The sequence below is a fragment of the Nocardia sp. NPDC052316 genome (genome assembly GCF_044547795.1).
Lineage (GTDB): Bacteria > Actinomycetota > Actinomycetes > Mycobacteriales > Mycobacteriaceae > Nocardia.
In genome coordinates this window covers 414,500-427,360 of the sequence record NZ_JBIUBB010000006.1, presented here as the reverse complement: position 1 = coordinate 427,360, position 12,861 = coordinate 414,500, and the positions used below count along the sequence as shown (strand labels likewise).

General features: G+C 66.8%; 14 protein-coding genes. 5 read left to right on the top strand and 9 right to left on the bottom strand.

Features of this window, described 5'->3' with window-relative positions; genetic code table 11:
• The first annotated feature begins 328 nt into the window (after nucleotides 1-328).
• The 5 genes from ACIHA7_RS29675 (at nucleotide 329) to ACIHA7_RS29655 (ending at nucleotide 5,644) form a co-directional block, all read left to right on the top strand.
• Nucleotides 329-784: a TIGR03667 family PPOX class F420-dependent oxidoreductase gene (locus ACIHA7_RS29675; RefSeq protein WP_397294206.1), complete on the top strand. Its 456-nt coding sequence runs from the start codon at nucleotides 329-331 to the stop codon at nucleotides 782-784.
• A gap of 10 nt (nucleotides 785-794) precedes the next feature.
• Complete coding sequence (locus tag ACIHA7_RS29670) at nucleotides 795-1,373, top strand: putative glycolipid-binding domain-containing protein (RefSeq protein ID WP_397294205.1); 579 nt, start codon at nucleotides 795-797, stop codon at nucleotides 1,371-1,373.
• 45 nt (nucleotides 1,374-1,418) lie between these two features.
• On the top strand, nucleotides 1,419-2,348 hold the full coding sequence (locus ACIHA7_RS29665) for an RluA family pseudouridine synthase (RefSeq protein ID WP_397294204.1): 930 nt from the start codon (nucleotides 1,419-1,421) through the stop codon (nucleotides 2,346-2,348).
• A 28-nt stretch (nucleotides 2,349-2,376) separates the two neighbouring features.
• Nucleotides 2,377-3,120 carry a lysostaphin resistance A-like protein gene (locus ACIHA7_RS29660; protein WP_397294202.1) on the top strand — a complete coding sequence of 248 codons (744 nt, stop codon included), beginning with the start codon at nucleotides 2,377-2,379 and terminating at the stop codon, nucleotides 3,118-3,120.
• A gap of 277 nt (nucleotides 3,121-3,397) precedes the next feature.
• Nucleotides 3,398-5,644, top strand: a complete 2,247-nt coding sequence (locus ACIHA7_RS29655) for a hypothetical protein (protein WP_397294201.1) — start codon at nucleotides 3,398-3,400, stop codon at nucleotides 5,642-5,644.
• A 117-nt stretch (nucleotides 5,645-5,761) separates the two neighbouring features.
• Here the strand turns inward: ACIHA7_RS29655 and ACIHA7_RS29650 are convergent, their stop codons facing one another.
• The 9 genes from ACIHA7_RS29650 to rplP form a co-directional block, all read right to left on the bottom strand.
• Complete coding sequence (locus ACIHA7_RS29650; RefSeq protein WP_397294200.1) at nucleotides 5,762-7,918, bottom strand: MMPL family transporter; 2,157 nt, start codon at nucleotides 7,916-7,918, stop codon at nucleotides 5,762-5,764.
• 33 nt (nucleotides 7,919-7,951) lie between these two features.
• The gene (locus tag ACIHA7_RS29645; protein WP_397294199.1) at nucleotides 7,952-8,410 is read right to left on the bottom strand and encodes an EXLDI protein; all 459 of its coding nucleotides are present in this window, start codon (nucleotides 8,408-8,410) and stop codon (nucleotides 7,952-7,954) included.
• A gap of 416 nt (nucleotides 8,411-8,826) precedes the next feature.
• Nucleotides 8,827-10,029, bottom strand: a complete 1,203-nt coding sequence (locus tag ACIHA7_RS29640) for an MFS transporter (RefSeq protein ID WP_397294198.1) — start codon at nucleotides 10,027-10,029, stop codon at nucleotides 8,827-8,829.
• A gap of 125 nt (nucleotides 10,030-10,154) precedes the next feature.
• Nucleotides 10,155-10,958, bottom strand: a complete 804-nt coding sequence (locus tag ACIHA7_RS29635; RefSeq protein ID WP_397294557.1) for a phosphatase — start codon at nucleotides 10,956-10,958, stop codon at nucleotides 10,155-10,157.
• Nucleotides 10,959-11,126: 168 nt separating this feature from the next.
• Nucleotides 11,127-11,564, bottom strand: a complete 438-nt coding sequence (locus ACIHA7_RS29630) for a PIN domain-containing protein (protein WP_397294197.1) — start codon at nucleotides 11,562-11,564, stop codon at nucleotides 11,127-11,129.
• A complete protein-coding gene (locus tag ACIHA7_RS29625) occupies nucleotides 11,561-11,815 on the bottom strand; it encodes a DUF6364 family protein (RefSeq protein ID WP_397294196.1) in 255 nt (84 codons plus the stop codon). The genes ACIHA7_RS29630 and ACIHA7_RS29625 overlap by 4 nt, the downstream gene beginning before the upstream one ends.
• A 118-nt stretch (nucleotides 11,816-11,933) precedes the next feature.
• Nucleotides 11,934-12,206 (bottom strand): 30S ribosomal protein S17, encoded by a 273-nt coding sequence (gene rpsQ, locus ACIHA7_RS29620; RefSeq protein WP_357386124.1) that lies wholly within the window; start codon nucleotides 12,204-12,206, stop codon nucleotides 11,934-11,936.
• Nucleotides 12,203-12,442, bottom strand: a complete 240-nt coding sequence (rpmC, locus tag ACIHA7_RS29615) for a 50S ribosomal protein L29 (protein ID WP_039822417.1) — start codon at nucleotides 12,440-12,442, stop codon at nucleotides 12,203-12,205. Before rpmC ends, rpsQ begins: the two co-directional genes overlap by 4 nt.
• Nucleotides 12,442-12,858, bottom strand: a complete 417-nt coding sequence (rplP, locus tag ACIHA7_RS29610; protein WP_025347180.1) for a 50S ribosomal protein L16 — start codon at nucleotides 12,856-12,858, stop codon at nucleotides 12,442-12,444. Before rplP ends, rpmC begins: the two co-directional genes overlap by 1 nt.
• Nucleotides 12,859-12,861 lie beyond the last annotated feature (3 nt).

Here is a 12,861-nt window from a genome sequence, read left to right as displayed (position 1 = left end):
TAGCTTCACCATACGGAAACACCACATTGGAGTCGTGAATATGTTTGTTACACGAATCATTTCCACAATTTCGCCGTGTTCTGTCGACCCGGGTGCACTGACGCCGGATCAGGCACACCGCGCCATGCAGGTGCATTTGAACTGCAGCGTGGATATGTGCCGGATGCGCCGCCGAGCCCGCCGGACTTTGGTGGAAGCCCGGCGGATGGTCCTCGACGAGCGAGCGACGCCGTAGCCCGATCGCGCACCCACCCGGGACGGCCGGGACCGCGACAGCCGAACTGCGCCGATCAGGAATCGTCGCGGCTGTCGCGGTGTTGTCCCGAGCATGACCACAACGGCCTCCGAACGATCCGCCGCCGCCCCCGTCGTCGACCCGAGCACCCCGTTCGGTGCCAAGGTCGCCGAGCGCCTCGAGAAAGAACCCGTCATCTGGCTGACCACCGTCGGGGCCTCGGGCACCCCGCAACCCAACCCGGTCTGGTTCCAGTGGCGCGACGACGAGTTCCTGCTGTTCAGCAAGCCCGATCAGGCCAAGCTGCGCAACCTCGCCCGTAATCCGCGCGTTTCGCTGAATTTCAACGCCACCGAGTGGGGCGGCGATGTCGTCGTGTTCACCGGCACCGCGCGCATCGATGAGGTGGCCGCGACGCCCGACGAAATCGCCACGTACACAGTGAAATACACCGACGGCCTGAAGGACATCTCGATGACCGCCGAGCAGTTCTTCACCGAATACTCCGCTGTCGTCCGGATCCGCCCGGATCGCCTGCGCGGCTTCTGAATTCGCGCCGATGTTCGAGCCCGCACCGCCGTCGGCCGCCTGGCGGCATCGCGGCGCACGCACCGGTTTCGAGATCGCCTATTTCAAGGCGACCGAGAGCGGCGTACAGATCGACGGATGCGCCACGGCGGTCGAGGACGGCCGCGCATGGGCGGTCGACTATCAGCTCACCCTGGACCCGTCGTGGCGCACCCGGCGGGCTAGGGTCGCGACCCGGCGCCCCGGCGGCTGGCACACGGTCGCGCTGGACACCGATGGCGCGGGCAACTGGACGGTCGACGGTGTGCCGCACGCCGGACTGAGCGGTTGCCTCGATGTCGATCTGGAGGCTTCGGCACTGACCAACGCGTTCCCGGTACACCGGCTCGGCCTCGACGTCGACGCGACGATCGATGCGCCCGCGGCCTATGTGCGCGCCGTCGGGCTGGAGGTTACCCGGCTGGAGCAGGTCTACGGCCGGATCGCCGATGACGGTCCGCACCAGCGGTTCGCCTACCAGGCACCGCAGTTCGATTTCCGTTGCACGCTCACCTATGACGAGTCCGGTTTCGTGCTCGACTACCCGGGCATCGCGGTGCGCGCGCACTGACCCGGCAGCACCCGGCAAAACACCCGGCGACTAGGGTCGATGCCGATGAGAAGGCGGCAGCTTCCGCCGTTGCCGAAGCGGCACGGCCTGGACCCGGCCCGGCTCCGGCTGCCGGAGGACGGCGACTGGGCGACGATTCGCGACCACTTGGTCGAGCGGCTGCCCAGGGTGGCTCCGGCGCGGATCGATGAGTTGCTGCGCGATGGCGGGATCGTCGACCTCGACGGCCCGATCGCTCCCGACGCGCCCTACGTCCCCGGCGGCGCGGTGTGGTTCCACCGGGACCTGCCGGTCGAGACGCCGGTGCCGTTCGACCTGACCGTCGTGCACCGCGACGACGACCTGCTCGTCGTGGACAAACCACACTTCCTTGCGACCATTCCGCGTGGCCAGCACATCTTGCAGACCGCGCTGGTGCGCCTGCGCCGCGACCTCGACCTGCCGGACCTGATACCCGCGCATCGGCTGGATCGGGCGACGGCCGGTTTGGTGCTGTTCATCATCAACCCGGCGCGGCGCGGGGCGTATCAGACGATGTTCCACAAGCGGACCGTCCGCAAGGAGTACGAGGCGATCGCGCCGTACGATCCGGCGCTGAGCCTGCCCCGGGTCGTGCGCAGCCGGATCGTGAAAGAGAAGCATGTGCTCGCGGCGCAGGAGGTCGACGGCGAGCCCAACGCCGAGACCTCGATCGAGTTGATCGAGCATCGCGACGGGCTCGGCCGATACCGGTTGCGCCCGTTGACCGGCCGGACCCATCAACTGCGGCTGCACATGAACGGTCTGGGCGTCCCGATCCTCGGCGACGACTTCTACCCCGTGCTGACCGACAAGCCCGTCGATGATTTCACCCGGCCGCTGCAGTTGCTCGCCGCGTCGCTCGAGTTCACCGATCCGATCAGCAACCTGCCGCGCCGCTTCGCGACCACCCGCGCACTGCAAGCCTGGACCGACCCGGTGGGATGGGCCGGCTGACCCGGCGCCCATCCGTACACTGGGCGGGATGCTCGCACAGGACCTCGGGGAAGCGACTCCACCCCGCCACAAATTGCATGCGTATGCCGACGTGGCCGTGGTTGTCGTGGTGTTGGCGGGGACCAATCTGATCGCGCACTTCACCACCGCCTGGGCCAGCATTGTGACCGTGCCCGTGGCCGCCCTCGTGCTGCTGGCGTTGATGCGCCGCCGCGGCATGAACTGGCATGAATTCGGTCTCTCGCCGCGGCACTGGCGGCGGGGCACGCTCTACGCACTCGGCGCGGTCGGCGTGGTGCTGGCGGCGGTGGCCATCGGGGCGGCGCTGCCGGTCACCCGGCCGTTCTTCCTGGCGGATCGCTACGCCACCATCTCCGGCGCGCTGATCGCCTCGATGATCGTGATCCCGTTGCAGACGGTGATTCCCGAGGAGTTGGCGTTCCGTGGCGTGCTGCACGGCACGCTCGACCGGGTCTACGGCGCGCGTGGCGTCTTCGCCGCGGGCTCACTGCTTTTCGGGCTCTGGCACATCGCCTCATCGCTGGGTTTGACCAGCAGCAATCGCGGGCTCGCCGGATTCGTCGGCGGTGGCGTCATGGGGCAGATCATCGGCATTCTGCTCGCCGTCGTCGCTACCGCGGCCGCCGGCGTCGTTTTCACCTGGCTGCGCCGCCGCAGCGGCAGCCTGTTGGCGCCGATCGCGCTGCACTGGTCGGTCAATGGCGCGGGAGCGCTGGCCGCCGCCATTGTTTGGCACACAACGCTGAATTGAGCACCCGGCGGTCGATCGGGTACGCGCACTTTTCGGCACCGAATTCGTGCACGTCGCAGGGGAATTCCCGCCTTCTCGGCCGCCGTTCCGGCCATATTTCCGACCGGGCCCGACGGCGTGTTGCTTAAATCGGCGTGTCAAGCGAACCTCTGAGATATTCGCACTGGTTTTCGAGCGTCGGCATTGACCTCGCCCGGCGGCCGGTTTAGCCTCATTGCGATCACACATACGTTCGAGCAAGTAGGTCTGCTGACGATCTGCTCCGGGAAGGCTCGCGATGCGCGACGAACAATCCACCGGTAGTTCCGAGATCGCCGCATTGGCGCAGCGGGTCGAGACGGCTCGCGGCAAATTGCCGCTGCAGCACGACACGGCGCTGTTCGAGGTGTTGTCCGAGCGGGAGATCGGGGCGGAACGCGAGCTCGCGGAGTGGGTTCGGGCGCAGCGGCGTAAGCAGCGGCGGCGGGCGGTCGAGGAAGAGCTGGCCGCGGAGCAGCGAGATCGCCGGACCGCGGCCAAGATTCGGCGGGCCGACGAGGCGGATGAGCGGTGGCATCGGCGGGCCCTGGCCGCGCGGCGGCGGGTCTCCAGCGAGGACGCGCGGCTGGCCCAGCTGTACCGGCGCGCCGAGTGGTCGTCGCGGGCGCTGATCGCCGTCGTCGTGCTCGGCATGGTGTGGGCGGGCGTGAACGTGCAGCACAACCTGGTACCCAGCGGCGACATGTCCGATCCGCTGTACTGGTTGAGTTACGGCATCGAGGCGATGATCTCGATTCCGATCATCACCATCATGGTCGCCGCGACCACCGCCGCCCGCTGGGGACGCGAGCTCGCCCGCGGCAAGGTGATCTTCTTCGAGACCGCGCTGCTCGGCACCACCATCGCGTTGAACGCCGGGCCGCATCTGGCCACGGGTTCGTTCGGGCGCGCCGCGGAGTACTCGATCGCGCCCATCATGGTCGGCGTCGTGATCTGGTTGCATGCGTGGGTTTCCGCGCGCTATGCGCTGCTCATCGATGGTGCGCCGGTGCTGGACCGGGACACGACGGTTCGGCACCGGGTCAGCGAACGGGATTCGCGCGTCGGGCTCACCGTCGACGCGCCGGATGATCGGCGGTGGTTGCTCGGTGGAGCCGACTCCGCCGAGGCGGCTGTCGCTGCTCGGATGCCTGGTGCCGAACGGGTGGACGCGGGGTCGATGGGTGCCGATAGGTATTCGGATGAGCCGAGGATCGGCCAGGTGGCGCCGGTGACCGCGCCGTCGGTCAACGGTCATGCGGCACCGACGTTCTCAGCCGAGACCGCACACCGGCCGACTCGGACCCGCGCCGACGATTCCGGGCTCACGACCAATGGCCATGCCGTGCAATCTGTCCCAGCTGACGATCAGCGCGAAACGAATTCGACGCCGATAGCCGGCCGTGCCCCCACCAACGGCCATGCAGCGCCGTTCTCGGCGATCAACGGCCATCCGCTGCCCGTCGAGTTGCGCGATCCGCGTACCGCGCTGCCCATTGACCGCGCGCCTGCCCCCAACGGATCTGTGCTGCACGCTGATTCGGCCAACGGCGCGCCCCGAGACGCGGCTGCCACCTCGAGTCCCACCGGAACGGCCGCACAGCCGCCTTCCGACGCGATCGCGTCCGGCGACGCCCATACGTTCACGACCAACGGCCACGCCGTGACGAACGGTTACGCCCCACAGACCAACGGCCATGCGGTGACGAACGGTCACCCCGTAACGAACGGTCAAGCCACCACCAACGGTCAAGCCATTGCCGACGCCGGCAGGCCAACGCCGACGAATGGCCAGCCGGTCAATGGAGCCGCCCGCACCGCACCCAGCAACAGCGACACCGCGCATCCCAACGGACGCGCTGTCGACGGCGGCCGGACGCCGACGAACGGCCAGGCCACGCACAACGGGCACGCGATGCCACTGTTTCCGATCGACGACATGCCGCGCGGACCCGCCGATGCCGGACCCACCACGCAGGCCCCCGGACCCATCGCAGACGCGTCGCTCGGCGACGAGCCAGAAGAGCCTCACCCTGGTGACCCCATTCGGAAGGCCGCAGCAACGATCGCCGACACCGTCGCCCAGGCGATCTCCGGGGAAACGGTGTCCCGCCCCACCACCAGCCGCCGAAAGTCGGCCGCTCCCAGCATCTCCGATGCCGAGATCGAACAACTCGTCTTCGAGGAGAACCCGGAACCGCCGCGCCCCGGCCAGCGCACCGAGGCTGCCTTCGTTGTCGGGCGCACTCCCCTCGCGGACAGCGAGCCGGAGCTTCCCGAGGACGAGATCGATGAGGACGACGAAATCACCGCTCTCGCACACGAGATCTCACGTCGCGGGTTGTCGAATCTGTCCGTCGAGCAGCTCGCCGAGATCCTGCGCCTCGCCGACGAATCCTGGCTGACCCCGGGCATCGCCAATGAGGTCGGTGTCTCCCGTGCGGCCGTAGCCCGCGCGGTGGAGGCGGGGATCAAGGTCCGCCGCCCCTTCGCCATCAGCGGCTGATCGCACGCGGGTCATTCCCGCTGGTCAGCAAAAGGGCTGCCCTCCGGAGTGACCGGAGGGCAGCCCTTTTCGTTACGGTTACCGGTGTTCGACCAACTCGGGCACCGCTCGACACAATCAGCGTGCGGTCGGCGCCGTCACCTGGTCGGTATCGTACGCTCCGCGCTCTGCGTGCGCGCCAGGCTTCTCGTCACCGTGCCCCGGCCACCACGCACGGTGGCCGAGCAACGCCGTCAGCGCCGGGGTGAAGAACATCGCCATCACGAAGGCCGCGATCCCGATGCCGACCGAGATGGCGAACCCCATCTGCGAGAGAACATTGTTGCCCGCCAACATCATCGAGGCGAAGGTGCCCGCGAGGATCAGCCCTGCGGCCGCGATCGTCGGGCCGGTGTGCTGCAGACCGAGCGCCGCCGCCTGCCGCGGATCGCGCCCCTCCCTGGCCTCTTCACGCAGCCGGGCCACCATCAGAATGTTGTAGTCCGTACCGAGCGCGACCACGAACAGGTACATGATCACCGGCAGCGTGAAGATCAGCCCGGTCTCCCCCTGGATGTGCTGGAACACCAGCACCGCCGCGCCGAGCGTGGCGGCGAAACCGAGGAACACCGACGCCATCAGGTACCACGGCGCGACCAGGCTGCGCAGCAGCAAGGCCAGCACGATCATGATCAGGATCGCCGCCACCGGGAACACGATCGCGTAGTCGTGGTTCATCGCGTCCTGGAAGTCGACGAAGATGGCCGTCATCCCGCCGACGGCGGCGGTCGTGCCCGCAGGCGCGGCCGCATGTGCGGCGTCGCGCAACGGATTACGGACCGTCTCGATCGCGGCATCCGATTCCGGTGCGGAGGTGAGCGTCACCTGGAAGTTGGCGGTCGCCTTGTCCGCGGACAACTGCGGCTCCGCCACCTGGCCAACGCCGGGCACCGCGACCAACGCCGAACGGTAGGTCGCGAGCTGGTCGCTGGTCAGCGCGCCGTTGTCGGCCCGCAGCAGCACGTCCGACGGCTGGGTGGCGCCTGCGGGCATGCCCTTGAGCAATTCCTTGTTGTAGACCACCGATTCGGACGCGTCCGAGGTCGAGCCCGAACTCAGATCGAAGGTCGGATTGAAGCCGACGGCCAGGATGCCCAGCGCGACGAGTACGCCGCCGGAGACCACCGCGAAGGCGGCGGGGCGACGGCCGAGCGCCGCCCCGAGTGCGGTGAACCGCGCGCCCTTCGGCTCCGCCTGCCACGCCTTGGACGGCCAGAACACCTTGGTGCCCAACAACGAAACCACGGCGGGCACCAGGGTGAGACCGGCCAGCAGCGCGACCGCGACCGCGATCGCCAGCGCGGGACCGAGCGCCCGGAACATGCCGAGGGTGGACAGGGTCAGCGCCATGAACGCGATGATCACGGCGGCCGCCGCGGAGGTGATCGCCTCGCCGACCCTGGCGACGGCGCTGACCATCGCGGTCTTCGGATCCTCCCCGGCCCGCAGCCGTTCCCGGTAGCGGAACATCAGGAACAGGATGTAGTCGGTGCCGACGCCGAACAGCACGACCAGCAGGATGGCGTTCACCGAGCTGTCCACTTTGAGGTCGAAGGCCTCGGCCGTCATCGCGATCAGCCCGCCGACCAGACTCGAGATGGCGCCGATGGTGACGATCGGCAGCAGCGCGATCACCGGGCTGCGGAAGATGATCAGCAGCAGCACGAGGATCAGCACGATCGTCGCGACGCCGATGATCGCCATGCCCTTCTCACTCGACTCCATCTGGTCAAGCATCTGCGCCGCCTGGCCGGTGATGCCCGCCTTCAGTTCACCGCCTTGCACTTCCGCCTTCAGCGCCGCGCGCAGCGCCTCGACCGCGTCGCTCTGCGTCGTGTCGCCCGCACTGGTCACCTTCGTCAGCTGCACCGCGATCACCTGGATCAGCCGGTTCTCCGACGGCGGAATCGGCTGCAGCCCGGTGACATCCTTGATATTGGCCGCGGTGAGTTTCGTGCCGATGGACGCCACCGCGGCCGAATCACTCGCGCTCAGCTGCGCCCCGTCGGAGCGGGCGAAGACGATCAGCGCCGCAGGCGCCGCGCTCTGCGGAAAGGCCTTCTGTTGCATGTCGAGTGCCTGAATCGACTCGTAATGTGAAGGCAGGAAGTCGGATTGGTCGGTGGTCGATTTGAGTTGCGGCGCCGTCGCCACCACGCCGACGATGATGAGCAGCCACAGGCCGATCACCTTCCACGGATGGTGCACGACCAACTGCCCGAGTCGAGCAAACATGGGACTGAGTCCTTTCGGTATCCGAGCTGCCGCTCAGATGTCGAGATCCTCGATAGGAGGGTGCGCGGAAGTGTCGGCGAGTGTGCGGAATATCTTGGCGGGCACCCGCTCCCGCAGTTCCTCGAACGAATCCACCACCTCCAGCGTGCGGTCGCCCCAACTCTGATTGTCCAGGTCCACCCCGCCACGCCAGTTCTTCTTCTGCATCTTCTTCAATTCCTTGGCCCAGTCGGCCACCACCGAAAAATCGGTCCATTCCGCACTTTGTTTGTGCACCACGTACTTCCCCTTGCGGCTCGAATAAGCCCGAACCAGTTCGACCCCCGCCCTGGTGAACTGTGTCGACTCCCCGATCCGTCGACCGACGAACCGCTGCACCCGCCCGCTCCCCGGGCCCACCTTCACCACGACTTCTCGAAACCCTTCCGGGTCCGCCTTCTCGAAGTCGACACCTCCCTCAACCACCGCTGCCTGCACCGTTTCACTGCTCATGACGACTCCATCCATACGTGAATGCGCATGCGCGCATCGATCCAGAACCGACGGACCCCACCCCGCCGACCCAGATCTCCCGTGCCGATCCCGAGCCACTGCCTACCAGCGCCCGTCGCGACTACTATATGTAGATGTATACGTATAACGCAAGACCTAGCGGAAAGCCGAGGACCTGCCCGGTCAGCAGATCTCGTTCGCCCACGACACAGGGGCTACCGCAGCGGACCCGTCGGATTCACGAATCATGTTGCAGAACTCAGGGTTTCAGAGAACGAATCACCTCATGCCGAGGCGACATCCAGCCGCTCATGGCCGAACTACCCACGGCCACAACAGTTCGACCGAACGGCTCCGACCAGAGGCACACCGCTACAGTCGCGGCCGGCCGCCATGTCTCGAATACCGGTCGAGGTTCAGGCGCCGACTTGGCTCGGCTGCTTGTCGACGGCTGGGTGGCGGCGGTTGCGCAGGGTGAGGAGGAGAGGAATGCCGAGGCCTATACCCAGACCGAGGGCGGCTGCGGCGCCGAAGCCTGCGGGGAATCCGCCCGCGTCGATGGCGATGCCCGCCATGGAGCTGCCGATGCCGTTACCGAGGGTGAGGGCGGCGCTATGCCAGCCGATGGCTTCGCCGCGACCGCCTTCGGGGACTATTCGGCTCATCTGGTCGATGGAGGCGGTAATCGTTGGGGCACAGAATAATCCGGCGACCAGGCCGGTGATGGCGAGGGAGATGGGGCCGACGGCGAAGGCCATCGGCAAAGTGACGGCGCCGAGGGCGGCGAGCAGCAGGTAGGTGGAGATCTTGCGGTGCAGCGCGCCGTAGGTGAGGCCGCCGACCACCGAGCCGAAGCCCCAGACGGCGAGGACGACGCCGAGCCATTTCTGCGCGTCGAATTCGCGGATGGCGGACACGAAGGTCAGTTCGGAGCCGGCCAGCACGGCGATGGCGGCGCTCGCGCCGACACACAGGGCGACGAACTCGAGGCGGAACCAGCTGCGGCGCGGGACGGCGACGGCGTTCGCGCGATCGGCGTCCTGGGCGGAGCGCAGTGGTGGATTACGCACCCAGAGCAGGATGCCGGCGAGCACCAAAGTCATTTGTACGAAGAACAACACCATCGTCGTCGACCAGACGCTGGCGGCGGCGACACCGACGATCGGCCCGACCATGAAGGCGCACTCGACCGACACCGATTCCAACGCGAGCGCGGGCTGCCGGTTCTGCTCTGTGGTCGCGGCGATGACCGCCTGCCGGACCACGGTGAAGATGGGGACGTCGAAGAGCCCGGCGATCGCGGCCAAGATGAGCAGCGGAACGTAGTCGACGAACGGCGCGATCGACCAGCACACCGCGCCGACCAGAATGGACGGCGCGACCGTGCGGCGTAGTCCGAATCGATCGAGCAGCCGCCCGCGCCATGGCCCGCTCAACGCGATGCACACGGTGGCGACGGTGCTCAGCACACCTGCCTGCACGTAGGAACCGTGCAACGTCTGCACGACGTGGAGGGCGAGCAGCACGGCCCCGGCGAAGAACGGGATGCGAACCAGCGCCCCGAGCAGCAGTACATTGCGCACATCCGCACTCGCCAAAACCACCCGATAGGACCGCACCAACGGAGCTTGTCACGCCGCACCGACACGCCGCCACCGATTTATCCCATGAATTTTGCCGCTGCCGCCGAAGGGGCTTCGCTACCCGATGGCCAAGTGGTAGTTCACCTTTGCGCTCAACCGGTTCAGCCGGTGAGGCCCGCGCGGTCGAGCAGGTAGTCGGTCATGGGTTCGTAGTATTCGGGGAAGACGCCGTCGTCGAGCGGGACGGTGACGGCGATCTTGCCTTCGGCGCGGCCCGCGAACAGGGCTGGGTCGTTGGAGTCGGCGAAACCGACGGTGTCGATGCCCGCCTCGCCCGCGGCGCCTGCCCAGCCGTGGTCGGCGATGACGAGGTCGGGCCAGGGGTGCGGTTCGGGGCGGTCGCGCAGTTCTTGCAGCATCGCCTGCATGGGGTTCGGGTCGTGGGTGTGCTGCAGTCGGCCGCCGGTGCTGAGCGCGGCAACGCCTGAGCTGTAGACGATTTCGCGAATCCGCGAGCCGTTCGCGGTGATCACGGGGTACGACCAGCCCGCGGCGGGGGTGAGCACCTCGCACCCGGCGGCGCGCAACGCGTCTTCGACGGCCCGGTAGACGCCCATGAGCGGCCCCGGATGCCCGGTCGCCAGCAGCACTGTCTCTCGATCGCGCGCGGCCTGCCCGATGCGGGCGCCCATCTCGTCGAGCGCATCGATGGTCAGGTCGACGCCGATGGTGTCGGCGCCTTGCCGGTGCCGCGGGTCGGGGTTGACGCCGCACAGCCGCGCCATCATGTCCAAGGTTTCGTCGAACGTCCAGTCCTTCAACGCCAACCCGAATTGGTACCCCGGATCCTTGGCAACCATTCTGCGGTAATGCGCCAGGTTTCCCTCGCGTGGCGTCGCGACATCGCCCGCTATCCGAGTCTGTAGCAAGTGCTTACGTAGCAGCGCCCGGTCGTATGGCTGCACCAACTGTCCCACCTCCGCATCGGCCGGCACTGCTACCGAAACCAGGTGCTTCGACGCAGTGTTCGCCGTCAACACGACACTACAAGGACGGGCGCGACCGGCAACCGCAGTACGCGCCCGCCGGACTGTTCAGCCCTCGCCGCGATCTCCTGCGGGGCCGGGTCTTGGCTAACCCGCTCGTTCGAGGAAGGGGTTGCGCACCTCTAGCCCGAGGAAGCTGCGGCCGTGTTGAAGGTCTTCCGAGAGTATGTATTTGGCGCCGGACTGGGACGCGGCCTCGATGATCAATGCGTCCCACCACGACACCGTGTGTGTTTCGGCAAGAAATGAGGCGTTCATAATCACCAGCGGGTCGGTGTCGCGCGCGCACCATTCGCTGTAGGTCGCAATGACCCGGCGGGCCTTCGCTGGACTCATCCGTGGCGTCAACTTGCGCGTCGCGACGTTGTAGAACTCCTGCAGCACCTGGGTGCTGAGCAAACCGACGCCGCGACGCCACAAGTCCGCGAGAACATCTCGAGCGATCCGGTGCCGTTCCCCGGCCTCGATATCGTGAGCATAAATGAGGATGTTGGTGTCGATGAAGGTGCGCTCGACCGCGATCACGCGTACCTCCGCTCCCCTCGGTCGTACAGCTCCTCTCGACTCCAGGTGATGCGCCCTCCGTGCCCTTCGGCCTCGGCCATCAGCTGGAGCGCCTGCTGTTTGGCGTACTCGTAGCGCTCGGCGTCCTGAACTATCTCGCGCAGGTACTGCGTTACCAGCGCGCTGACCGACGTGCCTCGTTGTACCGCAATCACCTTCGCGGAGGTGATCACCTCTTCATCGAGCTGGATCGTCAGATTACGTTTGGACATGCCACATGTATACCACGTGGACCACGTGAAAGTAACGTGGAGATCGAACTGCCGCGCGAAACGACGAAGGCCCGCCTCCCAACTGGGAAGCGGGCCTTCGCCTACAGACCGAAAAGACCTACTTGGCCTTCTCCAGCACCTCGACCAGACGCCAGCGCTTGGTCGCCGACAGCGGTCGGGTCTCCATCAGCTGGACGCGGTCGCCGATGCCGGCGATCTCGTTCTCGTCATGCGCCTTCACCTTGGAGGTGGTGCGAATGATCTTGCCGTAGAGCTTGTGCCGGTTACGGTCTTCCAGCTCGACGACGATCGTCTTGGTCATCTTGTCCGAGACAACGTAGCCAACTCGAACCTTGCGGCTGGCGCGCTGCTCTGCTTTCTGTTCGCTCATGCCGCATCTCCCTTGTCAGCGGGTCCGGAGGCCAGACCGAGCTCGCGCTCGCGCATGACCGTGTAGATGCGCGCGATCTCGTGACGAACCACGCGCAGCCGACGGTTGTTGTCCAGCTGACCCGTCGCCATCTGGAAGCGCAGGTTGAACAGCTCTTCCTTGGAGTCGCGCAGCTTCTGCACCAACTCTTCTTCGGTGAGCTCGCGGAGCTCTGCGGCCGGTGTTTCAGTAGCCATCAGAACTGCTCCTCCCTGGTCACGATCCGGCACTTCATCGGGAGTTTGTGCATCGCGCGGCGCAGGGCCTCACGAGCGATCTCCTCATTGGGGTAACTCATCTCGAACATCACGCGGCCGGGCTTGACGTTCGCGATCCACCACTCCGGCGAACCCTTACCGGAACCCATGCGGGTCTCGGCGGGCTTCTTGGTGAGCGGGCGATCCGGGTAGATGTTGATCCAGATCTTGCCGCCACGCTTGATGTGGCGGGTCATCGCGATACGTGCCGACTCGATCTGCCGGTTGGTCACGTAAGCAGGCTCCAGCGCCTGGATCCCGAACTCGCCGAACGCCACCGAGGTGCCGCCCTTGGCCATGCCGGAACGACCGGGGTGGTGCTGCTTGCGGTGCTTGACCTTACGAGGCATCAGCATTGC